Origin of the sequence: Paenibacillus sp. W2I17 (assembly GCF_030815985.1) — a bacterium.
In the GTDB taxonomy this organism is placed as follows: Bacteria; Bacillota; Bacilli; order Paenibacillales; family Paenibacillaceae; genus Paenibacillus.
The window spans coordinates 4,883,466-4,901,855 of the sequence record NZ_JAUSXM010000001.1; the positions used below are offsets into that span (position 1 = coordinate 4,883,466).

General features: G+C 47.3%; 16 protein-coding genes. 14 read left to right on the forward strand and 2 right to left on the reverse strand.

Annotated elements, in window-relative coordinates; translation table 11 throughout:
• The first annotated feature begins 15 nt into the window (after nucleotides 1-15).
• Nucleotides 16-1,095 carry a DUF1835 domain-containing protein gene (locus QF041_RS21910; protein WP_307415654.1) on the forward strand — a complete coding sequence of 360 codons (1,080 nt, stop codon included), beginning with the start codon at nucleotides 16-18 and terminating at the stop codon, nucleotides 1,093-1,095.
• A gap of 278 nt (nucleotides 1,096-1,373) precedes the next feature.
• Here QF041_RS21910 and QF041_RS21915 read toward each other — a convergent pair whose 3' ends face one another.
• Complete coding sequence (locus tag QF041_RS21915) at nucleotides 1,374-1,892, reverse strand: cupin domain-containing protein (protein WP_307415656.1); 519 nt, start codon at nucleotides 1,890-1,892, stop codon at nucleotides 1,374-1,376.
• Nucleotides 1,893-2,044: 152 nt separating this feature from the next.
• Here QF041_RS21915 and QF041_RS21920 point away from each other — a divergent pair, with 152 nt between their 5' ends.
• Entirely contained in the window at nucleotides 2,045-3,046 is a 1,002-nt protein-coding gene (locus tag QF041_RS21920) for an NAD-dependent epimerase/dehydratase family protein (RefSeq protein WP_307415657.1), read from the forward strand.
• Nucleotides 3,047-3,212: 166 nt separating this feature from the next.
• On the opposite strand, the gene QF041_RS21925 is transcribed toward QF041_RS21920, so the two are convergent.
• Entirely contained in the window at nucleotides 3,213-3,386 is a 174-nt protein-coding gene (locus tag QF041_RS21925; protein ID WP_017691655.1) for a CsbD family protein, read from the reverse strand.
• Nucleotides 3,387-3,578: 192 nt separating this feature from the next.
• Here QF041_RS21925 and QF041_RS21930 point away from each other — a divergent pair, with 192 nt between their 5' ends.
• From QF041_RS21930 to QF041_RS21985, 12 genes are all read left to right on the forward strand, one after another.
• A complete protein-coding gene (locus QF041_RS21930) occupies nucleotides 3,579-4,511 on the forward strand; it encodes a hypothetical protein (RefSeq protein WP_307415658.1) in 933 nt (310 codons plus the stop codon).
• A 38-nt stretch (nucleotides 4,512-4,549) separates the two neighbouring features.
• A complete protein-coding gene (locus QF041_RS21935; RefSeq protein ID WP_307415659.1) occupies nucleotides 4,550-6,343 on the forward strand; it encodes an RNA polymerase sigma factor in 1,794 nt (597 codons plus the stop codon).
• A 681-nt stretch (nucleotides 6,344-7,024) separates the two neighbouring features.
• On the forward strand, nucleotides 7,025-7,471 hold the full coding sequence (locus QF041_RS21940) for a DUF1641 domain-containing protein (protein ID WP_017691658.1): 447 nt from the start codon (nucleotides 7,025-7,027) through the stop codon (nucleotides 7,469-7,471).
• Between the two features lie 24 nt (nucleotides 7,472-7,495).
• Complete coding sequence (locus QF041_RS21945; protein ID WP_036606574.1) at nucleotides 7,496-8,677, forward strand: NAD(P)/FAD-dependent oxidoreductase; 1,182 nt, start codon at nucleotides 7,496-7,498, stop codon at nucleotides 8,675-8,677.
• A 318-nt stretch (nucleotides 8,678-8,995) separates the two neighbouring features.
• Nucleotides 8,996-9,640: an SDR family oxidoreductase gene (locus QF041_RS21950; protein WP_307415660.1), complete on the forward strand. Its 645-nt coding sequence runs from the start codon at nucleotides 8,996-8,998 to the stop codon at nucleotides 9,638-9,640.
• Between the two features lie 55 nt (nucleotides 9,641-9,695).
• Nucleotides 9,696-10,457 carry a response regulator transcription factor gene (locus QF041_RS21955; protein WP_307415661.1) on the forward strand — a complete coding sequence of 254 codons (762 nt, stop codon included), beginning with the start codon at nucleotides 9,696-9,698 and terminating at the stop codon, nucleotides 10,455-10,457.
• Nucleotides 10,454-11,830, forward strand: a complete 1,377-nt coding sequence (locus QF041_RS21960; protein ID WP_307415662.1) for a sensor histidine kinase — start codon at nucleotides 10,454-10,456, stop codon at nucleotides 11,828-11,830. Before QF041_RS21955 ends, QF041_RS21960 begins: the two co-directional genes overlap by 4 nt.
• Nucleotides 11,831-11,908: 78 nt before the next feature.
• A complete protein-coding gene (locus tag QF041_RS21965) occupies nucleotides 11,909-12,709 on the forward strand; it encodes a PepSY domain-containing protein (protein ID WP_307415663.1) in 801 nt (266 codons plus the stop codon).
• Between the two features lie 236 nt (nucleotides 12,710-12,945).
• Nucleotides 12,946-13,575, forward strand: a complete 630-nt coding sequence (locus QF041_RS21970) for a PepSY domain-containing protein (protein ID WP_307415664.1) — start codon at nucleotides 12,946-12,948, stop codon at nucleotides 13,573-13,575.
• A gap of 361 nt (nucleotides 13,576-13,936) precedes the next feature.
• Nucleotides 13,937-15,445 (forward strand): RICIN domain-containing protein, encoded by a 1,509-nt coding sequence (locus QF041_RS21975; RefSeq protein ID WP_373461357.1) that lies wholly within the window; start codon nucleotides 13,937-13,939, stop codon nucleotides 15,443-15,445.
• Between the two features lie 234 nt (nucleotides 15,446-15,679).
• Nucleotides 15,680-16,465 carry an ABC transporter ATP-binding protein gene (locus QF041_RS21980; RefSeq protein ID WP_047840868.1) on the forward strand — a complete coding sequence of 262 codons (786 nt, stop codon included), beginning with the start codon at nucleotides 15,680-15,682 and terminating at the stop codon, nucleotides 16,463-16,465.
• 1 nt (nucleotide 16,466) lies between these two features.
• Nucleotides 16,467-18,134 carry a hypothetical protein gene (locus QF041_RS21985; protein ID WP_307415665.1) on the forward strand — a complete coding sequence of 556 codons (1,668 nt, stop codon included), beginning with the start codon at nucleotides 16,467-16,469 and terminating at the stop codon, nucleotides 18,132-18,134.
• Nucleotides 18,135-18,390: the final 256 nt, after the last annotated feature.

Genomic DNA, 18,390 nt, shown 5'->3' on the forward strand with positions numbered 1-18,390 from the left:
GAAGGAGGACCCAGCATGAATGATAATATCTATGCATTCAGCCGAACGATAAATCGTATGAGTGAAGATGAACTTCGTTCAGTACTGCGTGTGCTCTATATGAAATCAGCACACGTGGTCAAGCGGCAGGCAGAGCAAGGAGAAAGAGTAGATTTCGCGGAAACAATGCAATCCCTGTTTCGGGATCTGGATACACCTCTGGATCTGGGGCGTCTGGAACAACAAGCTCTCTCCGAGGTCGACAAGCCAAATGAAATTCATATTACGTTTGGAGAATCACCTCTGAGTAGTCTGAAAATGGGAATGAGTACATTACCTGATCAGGAAAAACGGAGTTTTTTCTCTATAGATGATAATTATGCGGTAGGGCCGTTAGGTGATCTGACCCGGCGTGCAGACTTGCAACGCAGGCATCTCTGGCTGACCGAACGAATGTGTCTCAATGACCGTGAGGCATATGGCATGCATGAACTGGAATCATTATTTGAGCTCAACGCCACAATACAGTCCTTTGATTCCAAGACGTCGATCATTATCTGGTATGCGAATAATGCACGGGAGAAGACGGGACTACTCTATGCCATGTATCTATTGCGGAACACCGAGAGTCCCATATATCTTATCGAAACGAGTGGCTTATATAAGCAATTATTTGATAGACCTGACGTTCAATACGATGTGCTCCACACAGGCGAGATTCTTCCGGAAAAGCTTCTGGCGATGTGGCACGTCTGCTCTGAGCAAGAGCCGCTGTCCAAGGGAGAACGCCGCCAACTGGAGCAGGATTGGCTGGAACTTTCGGTACAGCCTGGGCTATTACGTATGATGGAGAATGGCGTGATTCGGAGTTTAACTGAAGATGCGTTGGACGAGTACATTATGCAGAAGGTGAGGGAACTGACACCGAACTGGGAGCCAGGCAAGTATATCCGAGCAGCTCGTATTGTGGGTGAAGTGATTGGTACAAGTAGCCAGCATATAAGTGATGCGTTCGTGGAGTACCGTCTACGACAACTGGTGCTGCAAGGCCAACTTGAAATGGATGGAAAGCCACTTGCAATGAGGTATTACAGTATTCGGCTTGCTGAGCGCTGAAAGGGACTAAGGCTGAAACGCACGGATAGAAAAACAAGCGACGAGATCGCAAAGTTTGAAATAAGACGGAAGATTTGAGCAGTTCTTTGCCCATATAGGAAGATGATCACGAAGTGTTCCCGATACCAGCTGTTCAGACTTAACACTTAAATAGACTGTTCCACCGGTGAGTAACTCCTACATGTCCGGGGAACAGTCTATTTTTTTCTCATTAAGTACTGAACTAACTTCGCTTGTACATTGTCCATCAATGTTCTTCTTTATGATCTTCATTTGTATTATGACTTCTTCCCATTCCAAATTTCCATGAGTGGCCCGTTCTGTCCATAGACCGGATCAGTCCGCGGGATCGGAACTTCTTGGATTTCCTGAAGAGCCTTGTGTCGCTCGCCTTCCTCACCTGTGCGTGTGTTGTAACTCATGCCGCCCGGATAAGCACCGGCAATACGAAAATCAGTGCTGGACTCCAGACGTTTATGCCCTGTCCCAGCGGGAAGCACGACAACATCGCCTGTTTGAAGGTAAACTTTCTGACCATTTTCTCCGCCTAAAATCAGTTTCACGAATCCACTCACCACAGCAAGAGCCTCATGAGCATTACTATGATAATGATGATAATTGAACACACCATTCAACCAGCTATTTCCCCATCCGTTACGGTTCAGCAACGTTTCTGCATGAAGAGCCTCTTCAGCCCATACATTCTTATACAAAAGCACAGGCAGGGTCGGATGATTGGGAATTACACCGTCATCCTGAAAGAATAACGTCTCTATGTCCTTTTTCCGTTCGTTCATCTCACATCACCTCACTATAAATTACCCTATAACCTCAAGGACGAACAAAAAACAATTGCAAAATGATACAAAATGTATCATTTTAAGGTTATACTCAGTACATAAACTCTCTTCAATGCACTCGTTGTATAAATCGCAAGGGGGAATCGTGTGTGAACATTGTGATTACAGGGGCTTCTGGATTTGTGGGATTTAATCTTTCACAGTATTTGGCGCAAAAGGGGCATCGAATTACCCTTCTGGATCGGGATGATTACTGTCAGAGACTTGTTCATATCTCTCCTCTGCATGAGATGCCGTTCATCTGTTGTAACCTTGCCCATGACCGGATTCATCTACCTTCAGGAACAGATTACATTATCCATCTGGCGGCCATGCCACACGTGGATTATTCGTATCATCAGCCAGGGGAAGTTTTCCGCAATAATACACTTAGCACACAGGCTATCCTGCAATATGCTACGGAACATCACATTCCAGTCTTGCTGGCTTCATCCGTTGAAGTGTATGGCGGCGATTGGGGCAGAGTCTATCATGAATCAGATCCGTATGCACCCGTCTCTCCTTATTCTGCATCCAAAGTTGCCTGTGAAATGCTTGCTCACTCCTATGCTCAATGTTACCAACTTCCAGTCAAACTCTTTCGTTTGACCAACCTCTATGGACCATGGCAATTACCAGACCGTATTATTCCCCGAAATTTTGGTCGGATGTTGGACGGACTGCCTCTGGATATTCAGGGATCGGCAGTGCGTGATTTCTTGTATGTAGATGATGCCCTCCGGGCCATTGAACAGATTATGCTGAAAGGCAAAGACGGACAGGTCTACAACATATCGACAGGGCTTGGAACAACCATGCAGGAGATCGGGGAGATATTGAAGCCAATGGATCGATCCGTAGCTGCTGTAGAGATTCGGGAGCAGGAACCAACCCAATCCAGAGGATCCAGTCTGGTCGTGCACTCAGGCAGATTGCGAGCGGAATTGGGATGGTTACCGCAAACCACGTTGGAAAAGGGATTGGAAAAAACCTTCCGTTGGTATCAGGAACATCCCGAATGGATCAGACAGTTCAGCCGTGAATACCATACAACAAGGGAAACGCGCAGTTTCATTATCGATATGGCAAGATACGCAGTTCCAGCAGTATAAAATACACAAAAAAAGCCAGGGAAGGGTGTATTGAGTAACACCTTCCTTGACTTTTTTGCGCCTCCGTCTCATTTTCGAATTTCATCCAAACACGGACGGTCAGGCTATTTTAAAACGATCTATTGCACGAAATCTTCGTGCTTTCTGAGTTTTACATCAAAAGGATCTAGTGATCTCTTTTAACGTCGGCAATTTTATCCTGTACAGCACCTTTGGCTTTGTCTTTTTTACCCTCAGCCTGAAGGGATCTGTTATTGGTTGCATTACCGATCTGATCCTTCACTTCGCCTTTGGCCTTGTTTACGCCTGCTTTGATTTTATCGCTAGTTGAATTACTCATATCGAACATCTCCTTCGTTTCTGGTGTAGTCCTTATTAACCGGGATGTCCGTATTCTAAACGTTCACTATTTCATGGCGGTCAGAAATTACTTCTGGATATTCTGTCAGAAATGATCTGTACGAAGAGTCAGTATAAGTATAGGCATTGCTTAATCGCGTGCTTCATTAAAGGAATGAGAGGGTGTTATGATATGAGCAATTATATTGGAAATGGTGCGTATTGCTACGCCAATTCAGCTTCAATGCTGCTGTCGTCGATTGGAGAAAAGATAGATCCCGGTCTGCTTGAACCCATCGGTGGCTTTTCACTAGGGGCCTTTCGAACGCAGGAAGATATGCTTTTTTTTGATAACTGTACCTCCAGTCCTGATCTGGCCATCAGCAAGGCGATGAGCATTCTGGGATTTAGTGTGCGCGAAAGTGTGCAAGCACGGGGTACAGAGATGCCTGTAGATGAGCTAAGAGAGGCTTTGAAGCAGGGCCCTGTGATGATGGGGCCGCTGGATATGGGCAAACTCGTCTACAATCCCAACTCTCCCAATCTGGGTGGTTGCGATCATTATGTAGTGGCGCTCAATATGAGTGGCGATGAAATATGCCTGCATGACCCGGCTGGATTTCCGAATGTCTTCCTGACACTGGGTAAACTTGAGGAAGCATGGAAGTCTGAATTCCCATGGAGTAGCGGTGTGTATCGACGATGGTGGAGTCCTGAACGCATTGAACATCCTGATCTGGAGGAGATTAACCGCCGGGCTTTCACTTGGTTCAAATCAACCCTTACAGAACAGACCCATGATATTGCTGCACAGGAAGGACGAACTGGAGCTTCAGCCATTCTGCATAAGGCGGAACAGGTTCGTGCTGGAGCAATCGATGATAATGAGTGGGCTCATTATGTGTATTTTGCTCTGCCAGTAGGCGCGCGTCGTGCCCATGATTATGGTTTGTTTTTTAAAACAATCCATCCTGACCTTTCTGCTTTGAAATACGCACAATCCCGTCAATTCGGGGAATGCCAATCCCGTCTTGTCTCTCGGAACTGGGAGGCTGCTGCGACAATCATGGTGGCACTCGCGGAGACGGAAGCCATGATCGAAGCTTCTATTTTGAAGATGGAGTAATGAAAGTGAAGCAACGTTATAGAGGGAGATATAAATGGATGGATACTAACAATCGCCATATCAGGCCAGGGGAAGATGAGACATTAGAGGATCGGCAAAAGGAGCCGGATATCACGCTTATCCAACGAGCCCAAACGGGGGATACAGAGGCCTTTGGAGAGTTGATTCACCGTTACCGCGGGCAATTGTTTCGTTATGTACGAGCACTTACGTATGATTCTTATCTCGCAGAAGACATTTTACAGGATGGGTTGATTCGTGCGTTCATTCATATGGGACAGCTTCAGAATGTTGAGCATTTTATGGCCTGGATGCAGCGTATTGTACGTAATCAGGCGTACTCACACATGCAGCGCCAAAAGCAGCAGAGGGAACAACATTTTTCTTCGTTCTTTGCATTTGGATTCGGAGCCGATGATGCCTCATGGAGCGATCAAGACTCGCTCGACATGACGCTGAATCATCTTTTGAATGACACCGATCGGAGATCGCAGGAGACAGACTATGATCCGTATCAAGCTGTTGCTCAGCAGGAAATGAGGAACAATCTCCACAGGCTGTTGGGTTGTCTGAATGAAAGAGAACAACAGGTCTTCACATCATATTGGATGGAGCAGCTGTCACCGCAAGAAATGGCCTGCAAATTCAATCTGACAAGTGCCAATGTGTATCAAATTCTGTCCCGTTCACGTAAAAAAGTGTCTCAGCTTCATATTCATTTATCTGTAGAAGAAATGCTGGCAGAGTGGAATTCACTCGGGCAAAATCGAGTGACTCTGGAGGAACCCCTTTCGTTTCGGGCTCCCCAAACCTGGAACTCGGCAGCAGCATCCATTCACGAGATGTTAGGTTATATCGGTCCATCTCCGTCTCTCCCCATGGTTATGGGGATGAGTGGACTTTCTTTTCGTCTGACCATCCTGCCTCAGGACATACATATCGCTGGACCCACCGCCTATAACTTCAAAGAGGTGCTTACCAGAGGATTGCAACATATGGGTTATCGTTCCCATGCGGTCGAGGCTTTGGCGAGCGAAGCGGGACTCAATGCCAATCTGGTTGATCCTTCGATGCTAGAGGAGAAAGCGAAGGGTAAAAGGTTGCTTAATCCAAGACTTGTTCAGGCCCTCTCCCTGATACGTTACTCCATTCATCGGGGAATTCCGGCCGTCGTGTGGGACCTGAATATTCCCGAATTCGGGTTGATATATGGCTATGATGATGCAGCCAGGACCCTATACGGTACCGATTTCAATAAATCAGGAACAATTCCCTATGATCATGTAGGGCGGGGTGTGAATCAGGAAGTATTTGTACTGGCAGCGGAATCAGATGGCATGATACGAGAAATGAACTTGCACGCGGCACTGACGGCTGTTTTGGCTCATTATCGTGGGGAGGACCCGTATACCTTGCCGAACACAGTCAGTGGTGTGGCTGCCTATGCCGTCTGGAGAGAAGCCCTAGAATATAGACGGGTAGAACCGAACGGTCACGCCTATAACATTGCGGTATTGTGGGATGCAAGACGTTATGCAAGTGAGTTTTTCAAAGAACTTTCTCTACAGTGGGCTTCGACTGCCTGTTATTCCAGCTTGATTCCATTCTGTCTTCAGGCAGAAGAGTTATATCGAAACATGTCCCAAAAGTTAAATACACTCGCGGAATTATTTCCTTTTCCAGATGGAGGACTGCCTAATGAGAAGCTTCATGCCGATCAGGCCATCTCGATACTTCTGGAAGTGGAAGAATTGGAGCGAGCCGCCGTCGTTGCAATAAAAGCATTGCTTGAAGAAATGGATCAGCATTCCCCAGAAATAGTTATGGTGTAACCTAAATGATTCAATCGGGCGAATAGTAAAGCAAATATCAGGAGGCAGGACGATTCGTCAGGCCTTCTTTGTGTCTTTTTTGCTTTCATGCCAGAATAGGTTCATACTTGAACAAGAAATGATGTCATTTCAGGAATAAGGCTGCACCCCTAGCTGCATAATAACGACAGTGACCAATTTCGTTGCATGAAATTCATGGTTTTGGAAAACAATTCCTGAATCATTCAGTTGAAAAAATCCTTCCTTGTGTACATATCGCACATATGGTCATATGGGATCTTGTCTTCATACCACATGTGGTAGTATGACGGATCTGGGACAGGAGAATAATCGATTTTAATCCGACCGCAATGCTTGACAAAAAAATCGATTTTGCTACAATGTTCACAATATCTTCACAAGTGTAAAAAATTTCTTTTTCATGTTCATGTGTAAGAGGTGTAATATAAGGGTATAGAGTTCGGTTTCGGCCTGCTTGTCGTTTTGTGCGTCAACACATGTTGTCCGCAATAGATCCAAGATACAATGCATGATATGGGAGTGGCCCTGAGCTACGCTCATCCTATTGTGTGAAATTTGGTACATTTAAATGTATTCGATGTATTTTGTGGTTCGGCTCTGCTTGACAGGCATCATGAAAGTCGCGGACTTCTATCCCAAAGTAAAGGAGGACTTTCTCTTATGTCACAATCGCCTACTCAACAAGAGGTGCCAGTTACAGAAGGTGCCAACGTTTCCGAGCGCCAGTCCTTGGACGTTCTGGATCAACTGATGAAGCCTGAGGTACAGGAGTCTTTAACCGTTCTGGTGGAGAACCTGCCTAAATTGGCTGAAATGGTTACTGCTATGACAAAAGCTTATGACTTTGCACAAAGTGTAGCAACAGACAAAGTTCTGATCAGCGACACAATGAGCGCAATGGGCGAGTTCGCTAAGCCTGTTGTAGACAAAGCTAAAGGTGTAGCTTCTGCTGCCATCGAAGCCAATGACCGTGCGCAAACAGAGCAAACTTCAGTTGGCTTGTTCGCTATGCTGAAAATGCTTAAAGATCCAAACGTACAACAATCGCTTCGTTTTGCTCAATCTTTCTTGAGCATCTTGAACGAGCGTCAACAACCGAAACGTTAAGACTTAGAAGAACGGAGGATGGATATGTCGAAGCAAATTTTGATCTTGGGTGGAGGATACGGCGGTCTGTTGACTGCATTGACTGCGCGTCAATACTTGTCTCCGGAAGAAGCGACAATTACTGTCGTGAACCGTTACCCTACACACCAAATTATCACGGAACTGCACCGTCTTGCAGCGGGAAGCATTGCTGAACAAGCAGTTGCTCTTCCACTCGAAAAATTGCTGCGTGGCAAAAACGTGAACTTGAAAATCGATACGGTGGATACAATCAAGCCGGACGAGAAAAAAGTTCTGATGACCAGCGGCTCCACATACTCTTACGATGCACTTGTCGTTGCCTTGGGCAGCGAAACGGCATTCTTCGGAATTCCGGGATTGCAAGAGTACAGCTTCACGCTCAAATCGGTTAGCGATGCAAACCGTATTCGTGCACACGTTGAAGCACGTCTTGATGCTTACAAACAGTCCGGCAACAAAGCAGACGCTACGTTTGTTATTGGTGGCGGCGGCTTGACAGGTATTGAGCTTGTTGGCGAATTCGCTGACCTGCTTCCTGCAGTATGTCAAGAAAAAGGCATCGACTTCAAAGAAGTATCCCTGTACACAGTTGAAGCAGGTCCTTCCATCCTGGCAGGATTCCCGCCGGAACTGGTTGAGCGTGCTAAATCAAGTCTTGAGAAACGTGGCGTTAACTTCATCGTTGGCGTAGCGATTACCGAGATGAAAGAAAACGAAGTTCTGCTGAAAGACGGCAGCTCTATCCCTACGAACACACTCGTATGGACAGGTGGCGTACAAGGCAACGCTGTTGTTGCTAACAGCGGAATTGAAGTGGATCGTGGCCGTGCGAAAGTTACGGAAGTTCTGCAATCTACTTCTCACAAAGACGTGTTTGTTGCTGGTGACAGCGCAGTGGTCTTCCCTAGCGAAGGCGCTCGCCCTTACCCTCCAACAGCACAATTGGCTTGGCAAATGGGTGAGACTATTGGTCACAACTTGGGCGTTATGTTCAAAGGTGGCGCAATGGAATCCTTCACACCAGTATTCTCCGGTACGCTGGGAAGTCTGGGTCGTAAAGATGCTGTCGGCATGATCGGTGGCAACCAGACTCGTCTGAAAGGTCTGCCTGCAACCATGATGAAAGAAGCAAGTAACATCCGTTACCTGGCTCATATTCACGGTTTGTTTGCACTGGCTTACTAATCTTAATGCCATTCAAGGGCGCCCTTTTGGGCGTCCTTTTTGGTTGTCACCATTACAAAGAATAACAGATATTCAGATGGAAAAAAGGTGCGGCAGAAGTGGTCGATGTGAGGTCGCGTATAAAGTACCTAGGGGATATGGCATATTAATGGGACAACGGAAGACTTCACATTTCATAGATGTACTGAACGGACATGAACCTGGAAGCCGGCGCTTAGAAGCGCCGGCTTTCGTTTAAATTATAGGATGAGCATCTTTAAATAAAAGGAACGGATAGCAGCAACAAGCCATCCATTCAACTGAGAGGAGAAATGACGTATGAACGTTTTAGTTATAGGAGCAAATGGACAAATCGGCAAGTTTGTGGTGGAGCAGCTAGCACAGGAAGGCAAACATAAAGTAACGGCCATGATCCGCAAACCGGAGCAGGCGGATGCGCTGAAGGAACTCGGTGCAGATGTGGTGATCGGTGATCTGGAGGGCAGTGTGGAGGACTTGGCTGAGGCAATGAAGGATCATAATGCCATTGTGTTTACGGCGGGTTCTGGCGGATCTACCGGTCAGGACAAAACACTGCTGATTGATCTCGACGGTGCGGTGAAAACGATGGAAGCCGCAGAGCAGCAAGGAGTCTCCAGATATATTCTGGTCAGTGCGTATGGCGCAGATCAACGGGAGAAATGGTCAGAGTCCATTAAGCCTTATTACGTGGCGAAACATTATGCGGATCGTGCGTTGTTTGCAAGTGATCTGAATTACACGATTATACGTCCAGGTGGTCTCAAGAATGAACCGGGCACAGGCAAGATTGCAGTTGGAACCGATCTGGAGCCGGGGAGCATCCCACGTGAAGATGTAGCCCGTGTAATCGTGGCTTCTTTGCAGGAAGAGAAGACGTACCGGATGGCCTTTGATCTGATTGCCGGGGAGCATCCGGTTGAAGATGCTTTGGGCAAATTGTAGATGTTATTGTAAGATAACGGGAGAATGAAATGATGGGGATGAGGGGGAGCGCTGCATGAACGAAGCCGTGCTGGTTATAGAGGATGAGCCCAAAATAGCACGTCTGCTGGAACTGGAACTACAGTATGAGGGATATCAGGTGGGCAAGGCTGGTAGTGGAACAGAAGGACTGGAGAAGTATGCTGAAGGACAGTGGGATCTGATTCTGCTGGATGTGATGTTGCCTGGTCTGAGTGGAATTGAAGTGTTGCGGCGAGTTCGTGCCAAAGATGCTACGGTTCCGATCATTATGCTCACTGCCAAAGATTCTGTAGAAGACAAAGTATCCGGCCTGGATCTCGGAGCCAATGACTACATCACCAAGCCGTTCCAGATTGAAGAGCTGCTTGCCCGAGTTCGGGCTGCATTGCGGCTTAGTGCAGTGGTGTCTGTTGTTTCTGCTGCTTCTGCTGCTTCTTCTACATCTGCTGATACGGGGAATGACTTTCCTGGGCATAAGGATGAAGCTGAGGCGGGCTGGTTGACGGCTGCCGGGTTGAAACTGAATGAAGGAACGCGAGAGGTATCCCGAGATGGTGTGGCCATTGAGCTTACTCCACGTGAGTTCGACCTGCTTGTGTATCTGCTTCAGAATCAACGTCAGGTGCTCAGTCGTGACCAGATTGTACAGGCCGTGTGGGGATACGATTATTATGGAGATACCAATGTGGTGGATGTGTACATCCGTTATGTGCGCAAAAAGGTGGATAACGGATTCACACCGCCCTTAATACATACCGTACGGGGCGTTGGATACGTCCTGAAGGAACAGTTATGAGTCTGCGCAGTAAAATCTACGGATATTCGTCTGTATTATTTGCTGTGCTCTTAATCGCGGTGAACCTGTCCGTCTACATCGTGTTTGAACGGATGTCGATTGATAACGAGGTTAATCGGGTGGAAGCGGAAGCAGAGTCTATTGTCAAAGGAGTACGTCAGTCTGCCGGCTCCATTCCGCCCGACGACTTGTTGCGGGCCTACGCGCCTGTGAACGGCATGCTTCGGATTGTTAATGAAGACGGCACCAGTTCCCCGGTGACAACAACAGCAGCTTCCGAGCAGCTGAGCAAGCTGCCCTATAAGTACGAAAGTGAGAAGAAATCGGAGTATACCCAAGTTGAACAGATTGGTTATGTGTGGGTATCAGTCCCGGTCATCTGGCCTGATGGCGAGGTGGTGAATGTGCAGGTCACCGAGAGTGTAGCAGAGACAGAGAATCGCCTATCTGTACTGCGAACTGTGCTTGTGGCGGTCACGATTATTGCTCTCATTCCAGCCATTATCTCCAGCCGGATTCTGGCGAATCGAATGACCAGACCGATTCAGCAGATGACACGCACGATGACTGATATACAGTCCAGCGGCCAATTCAAGCGTCTTCCACTGGAGGAAGGGTCGAAGGATGAACTGAAAACGATGGGACAGACGTTCAACCGGATGATGGACCTGCTCGAATCCAACTTTGATCGACAGGAACGATTTGTATCCGATGCATCTCATGAGCTAAAAACACCGTTGACCATTATTGAAAGCTATGCCAGTCTGCTACAGCGGCGAGGGAAAGAGCGGCCCGAGGTATTTGATGAGGCGGTGGAAGCGATTCTGTCCGAATCGGTTCGCATGCGAGAGATGACCGAGCAACTGCTACTGCTTGCGAAGCAGCCAGAGCAGTGGAATGTGCAGCTGGAGCGTGTGGATATCACGAGACTGGCTACAGACTCCACACGTGCGTTTCGCGAAGCCTATCACCGTGAAGTCCGGTGTGAAGATCGAGGTCCAATCTGGGCGATCAGCGATGAGAGCAAGCTGAAGCAACTGTTGTTTATTTTGCTGGATAATGCCCGAAAGTATAGTGAAGATGCAATTGAAGTCAGACTGGAAGCCAAGGGGCAAGAGTGCCGTATTCGGATCGTGGATACCGGGATTGGTATGCGGGAGGACGAGCTGGAGAAGGTATTTGACCGATTCTACCGGGTTGATCCGGCCAGAACACGCAGCTTAGGCGCAAGTGGTTCAGGTCTGGGATTGTCACTTGCCAAAGAGCTTGCAGGAGCAGTTGGAGCACGGATCGAACTGACCAGCACCGAGGGTGAAGGCACCGAGGCTTCGATTATTTTGCCATTATCGGTTCAGAACGGGCCGCTCTCATGAAATTCTCATTCTTCTCTTATATACTGATAAGCATCAGATCAACTGGGGATGATAAGAGAGTGCATAGGGGGAAACGTGATGACAGAGCATGAGCAGCGACCACCGGAGATGAAACGGCATGAACAAGGGAACAGCGGATGGGCGAAATCGCGAAGGTCACTCTGGTGGGGTGCAGGGCTTCTCGTTGTGCTGATTGTGGCAGCCGTTGTGTGGTGGAAGCCGTGGCAATCGACGGGTGCGGTACTTACGGCAGATGCGGCAGCACAATCGGTGCTTGATCAATATCCAGGTGAGATTGTGAATTCCACCTTGAAGGACGGGACGTATATCATGCAGCTCCGTTCGGAGACCGGCCTGTATGATGTGCAAGTGGATGCCGTTACAGCTGCTGTGAATTCCATTAAACGGCTGGAGTCGAACCCGCAAGCGGAAGAGAAAACGTTATGGAGCCGCGAGCAGATTAAGACGGCGTTGTTAAAACAACAAACAGATAACCAATTGGTCTCGCTTGAACTTGTGGAGCAGCAAGGAAGTCCGGTATACACCGCGGTAGTAAAGGCAAAGGATAACAGCCGTGAAGAACTCACGATTGATCCATATACCGGAGAGACGATAGCTTCCAAAGCAATAGCAGCCCCGACAACTGAACCAACCAAGGATGATCCCAAACCTCAGTTTCTGAGTGAGAAACAAGCCAAGCAGAAGGCACTTGCGGAGGTCCCGGGGGAAGTGGACGACATTGAACTGCGTGGAACCAACAGCGGGAATCCATATTATCTGGTTGAAATTGATTTGGAGGATGGCAGGGAAGCCATTGTGCAGGTGAATGCCATCTCGGGAGCGATTCGTTCGGTGACTTGGGATGAGGACGATGATTAACATTTGTACAGGAATCCATTGAATATAGAGTTACACCTTGTTGGATAGATGATTCCTAATTTAGGGGTCATCTTTTTCATTTCTTTTAGATTACATACACAATAAACACTCATTAAATGAGCATTCTCTTCATTTTCTCATCAAATTCTAATCTAACTCTCGCTAATCTCTCATTCCTGCAGGTTATTCTATAAATGTAGACGAGAACGAAAACAACAACGAGGAGATGAATGATGATGATGAACAAACATAAACTTTGGATTGGTAGCTTATCAGCAGCAGTATTACTTGGTGGATCAGCCGTAGCGGCTAGCGGGAATGTGAACGGACAATCGGTGCAAACTACACCAACGTCAACAACACAATCTGTAACACAGAATCAGAACAGCACAGGTAAAATGCTGAATGCATCACAAGCGAAAGCGTTGGCGTTAAAAGCAGCCGATGGTAAAGTGGATGACGTGGATCTGGAGCGTAGAAACGGCCAAACGTTCTATGAAGTTGAGATCGACAGAAAAGGAACCAATGATGTTGTCGTTCGTCTGGATGCTTATACAGGCAAAATCCTTGCAGTCGTCGATGATGAAGACTACGATGATGACGACGATTATAAAGGTACTGTATCAGGCAACACGTCTAATACCTCTGCTTCCAAGCAGGTCAAATTGACGGCATCCCAAGCTTCAAACATTGCGTTGAAACAAGTTACGGGTGGTAAAGTAACCAAAGTCGAGCTAGATCATGATGATGGTCGCTATGTGTATGAGATCGAACTGAGAACTGCTCAAGGTGAAGCAGATGTAGATATCGATGCCAACACAGGTAAAGTGTTATCGTTTGACCAGGACTTTGACGACCAAGATTAAGCAATAAGGGCGAGTATACGCCGATAAAACATCATATAAAAACCTGCCTATGAACAGCCTCACACAGCCTAGAGATTGTTACATCATGGAGGGGCAGGGCAGGTATAGCAGAGGACGCTTCGGGGGAAGCGTCTTTTTACTGTTGATCGAGAGAGCGGAGTATAAAATTGTACATCTTCCGCCGGATTGTTCACTATTCGAGCAGGAACGTGGCGGATACAATCGGAATCAGGGAAGTGAACGCTCAGCCAGTATTGCCAGGAATTCTAATGCTGAAATGCATCATCGATCGGAGGCAGATGAGACATATCGATTTTATTTTATGTAAGCGCTTCAAAAAAACATGGAGGTGCATTACGATATGGCTATGAACGATGGATGGTTGAAAAAGAATACACATTCACGTCGCTTTACCCTTCGCTTGAGCTATCTGCTTGCTTTGGTTTTGGCGCTGCAATCCATAGGTATGCTGCTTGCACCCGGACCGGATGCTTCAGCTGCTCCGCTTAGTGTAACGAACGGGATACAGTTCAAGGATACCAATGGCAATGTGGTTCATGCTCATGGGGGCGGGATGATCAAGGCAAATGGATATTATTATTGGTTTGGGGAGAACCGCAATACGAATGGAACGTTCAAGGCAGTGTCCGTGTATCGTTCATCGGATCTGAAGAACTGGGAGTATCGCAATGATGTGCTGACCAGCAGCTCGGCAGCCGAGCTAAATATCTCCAACATTGAACGCCCAAAAGTTATCTATAACAGTTCGACTGGCAAATATGTGCTGTGGATGCACAAGGAGAATGGTCTGGATTATGGCGAGGCTCGAGTGGCTGTAGCTACTTCGAATACGGTTGATGGCAATTACACGTATGTGGGCAGTTATCGTCCACTTGGGTATGATTCCAGAGACATGACGGTATACAACGATAACGGAACCGCTTATCTGATCTCTGCGACCCGAGTGAATGCTGATCTGAATATATATAAGCTGACCCCGGATTTCCTGGGTGTGGAATCCCTAGTCACAACGCTGTGGCCCGGACAATATCGTGAAGCGCCTGCCCTATTCAAAAAAGACGGCGTCTACTTCCTGATTACTTCGGGTGCGACCGGCTGGAATCCAAATCAAGCCAAATATGCGACAGCCTCCAGCATTACAGGCACATGGAGCGGCCTAAGCAATTTTGGAGACAGCACAACGTATGGTTCCCAATCTACCTATGTTGTTCCTGTAGAAGGTTCACAGATCACATCCTATCTCTACATGGGTGACCGCTGGGCTGGTGCATGGAGCGGACCTGTACAGGATTCCAAGTATGTCTGGCTGCCACTTTCATTCCCAAGTGCAACCAGTCTGGCGATGAACTGGGCCAGCAGTATTACGATTGATACAGCAACAGGGACCGTGACCGGAGTGAGTACATCGGATGTATGGGACCCGAATGCTTCATATCAGCTGATTAGCCGTAAGAGTAACAAATTGCTGAATGTCATTGGGGGTTCTTCCGCCAACGGTGCGGATCTGGAGCAGCGAGCAGATGGGGGGATGACAAGTCAACAGTGGCAGATTACCGATGCGGGTGGCGGTTATGTCAAAATCATCAACCGTTCCAGTGGCAAGCTAATCGGTGTGGAAAATGGTTCCACAAACGACGGGGCTGTCATTGAACAGTGGAATGATGGTGGCTGGGCCAGCCAGCAATGGCAGCTCGTCCATGTAGGTGGGGGTTATTATAAACTGAAGAACCGTAGTACAGGCAAAGTATTGGATATCTCCAGTCAATCCCTGGCAGATGGGGCTGCGGCCATCCAGTGGATGGATAATGGCGGCACGAATCAGCATTTTCAGATTGTTAAGGTGCAATAAGACGTTTTAGATATTATAAAATAAGGTTCAACATAAAGTGGAAGCCCTTGTCTCTTACCATAAGGTGGGACAGGGGCTTTGTGATGTATTTACGCATGTTACGTGATGCTTTTACTCGAAGGGGATATCCTGTTGATGGCTCATATCGTGACCTATTTCCGATCATTACCATCCCAATCTGTGGTAAACTAGTAGAATTGTAGAAAAAGATAGAGACAGGAGCTGGATAACGAAGTGAGTGAACAACAAGTGCTATCAATTGAAAGCTTGCGTATGAGATACAACGGACGTTATGTGCTGAACGGCATCGATCTGGAAGTAAATCGCGGTGAGATGATTGGATATATTGGTCCAAACGGGGCTGGCAAAAGTACAACGGTTAAGATTTTACTCGGGCTGGTTGAAGGATATGTAGGTACGGTGCGAATCTTTGGTAAAGATATTGCGGATGGGGATGTGGAGTATAAACGCAGAATCGGCTATGTCCCGGAGGTCGCGGAATTGTACGAACAATTAACGCCCGCGGAGTATCTGACTTTTACGGGAGAGTTATACGGTATGTCCTATGAAGATGCGGATTACAAAGCCAAGCTATTAATGGATTGTTTTGGACTGGAAAAATCATATCATTCCCGCATTGCCTCATTTTCCAAAGGTATGCGTCAGAAAGTGCTGTTGATCTCTGCGCTGCTGCATGACCCGGATCTGTTGTTCCTGGATGAACCACTCAGCGGATTGGATGCCAATAGTGTGATGGTGGTCAAAGAGATTTTGTCACAATTGTCAGCCAAAGGCACAACGATCTTCTATTCGTCACACATCATGGATGTGGTGGAGAAGATCAGCAGTCGAATTGTACTGATCGCTGAAGGACGCGTAGTGGCAGACGGTACGTTCAAGCAGCTCCAACAGCAATCCATGGAAGGTACGCTGGAGGAAGTATTCAATCAATTGACAGGCTTCAATGAACATAAAGCCATTGCTGAGCGTTTTGTATCCATTGTGCAGGAGGTGTACTGATATGGAGGAGTCCTCCGACTTCCGCACGCTCAAGATTCTGGATCGCTTTCGGCCAATCATCGCCAGAACAGGGGCTGATTATGATGTGCTGCGTCTGATCTTGCGAGTGAAGTTCCAGATGGATCAACGCAGAGTACCTACCATTTTATCCAACAATTCAGGGAAAAAGGAGCGCAAGGAAGGTAATCAGTTTCTTCGATCCTTATGGTTGTATGGATTAATGGGACTGATGATGGTTCCCTTCATCGTCTGGGATACGGGGCATTTCATGCTTCAGATGGGACTTGTGTTTGGCATCTTAATGTTTATGATCATGACGTCCATGATCTCAGATTTTTCCTCCGTGCTGCTGGACATTCGGGATCGTAATATCATTATGACGAAGCCCGTTAATGGGCGAACGGTGGGGATGGCCCGAGCCATCCATGCAGGCGTTTATCTGCTATTGCTGACGGGTTCATTAACCGGTATACCGCTAATTGCCGCGTTGGTGACGCATGGAATCGGATTCTTTCTGATCTTCCTTGTGGAACTGATTCTGATCAATATGCTGATTCTGGTGACAACGTCTCTGATCTATCTGTTCATGATGAAGTTTCTGGATGGTGAGAAGCTGAAGGATATGATCAACATGGTACAGATTCTGCTTTCGGTAGGCATTGCGATCGGTTATCAGCTGGTCATCCGTTCGTTCAGTATTATTGACTTTGGTATGGTATTTACCCCGGCATGGTGGCAGTTGCTGTTACCTCCGTTATGGTATGCGGCCGCATATGAATGGTTGTTTGCAGGGGGTGGGAATGTGTGGATCTATACGTTCACAGCACTTGCAGTCTTGGTTCCTGTGGTGAGTATGATCGTATATGTGAAGCTTATGCCTTCCTTTGAATTGTATTTGGAAAAAATGGCACATTCGGGTCAGTCCTCCGGACGCAGGCGCGGAAGATGGGATCGGTTGATCTCCAAGGTGGTCAGTCGTTCCAGAGAGGAACAGGCTTGCTTCCGTCTGTCAGCCAGCATGATGCGTAATGAACGGGAATTCAAGCTGAAGGTGTATCCATCGCTTGGTTTATCATTTGTTTTACCTTATGTATTTTGGTTTACTGAATTGCAATCTTCTAGTTGGGCGGAGTTTAGACAAAGTTCGTTTGTATACACCTTTTACATCGTACTGATGCTGGTTGTAACGGTTGTAGTCATGCTGAAATTTTCAGGACAATATAAGGCATTCTGGACTTTTCGCGCTGCACCGATGGCGAATGATAGCGCGTTATATAAAGGCGCTCTTAAGGCATTCTTATGCAACATGTTCCTGCCTATATTTCTGGCAAATGCCATTTTGTTCACCTGGACATTTGGATTACGGATACTGCCGGATATTGCAATTATTATGCTGACAGCTACGGCGTTTGTGCCACTGGCAGGCAAGTTGTTGCTGCGTAAGCCGCCGTTCTCCCAATCCTTCAGTATGGCGCAGCAAAGTGATGGCTGGTATGTATTCGCCGCCCTCCCTGTGCTTGCCATGTTATGGGGAGTCCATGTCTTTTTCCGATCAGTGTCAGGGGGCGTATGGATCTATGGTGCGTTACTGATCGTGGCGAATGTGTTGCTGTGGACGCTGCTGTTTCGGGAGAAGAAGACAGCGGCTAAGAGGCCGGTTGCAGTTTGAGAATAGAGTAGTAGAGAAAGAGAGTAAGAGCGCTAAGAGATAAGAGAGGGTAAAAGAGCTAACCTAGACGCTGATGTCGAGGTTAGCTCTTTTGATAAGTGATACTACCCCATAGAAACCTCGTCCGCAGCGCTAACGAACCAGAGACAACCTATTGGTGGGAATAATCAGAAAAATAAATTCTAACGAACCTCAGGAACGCTATCATTCGGAAAAGTAGCTATTTAGCTTGAAAAAGAACCTATCCAGGCACAAT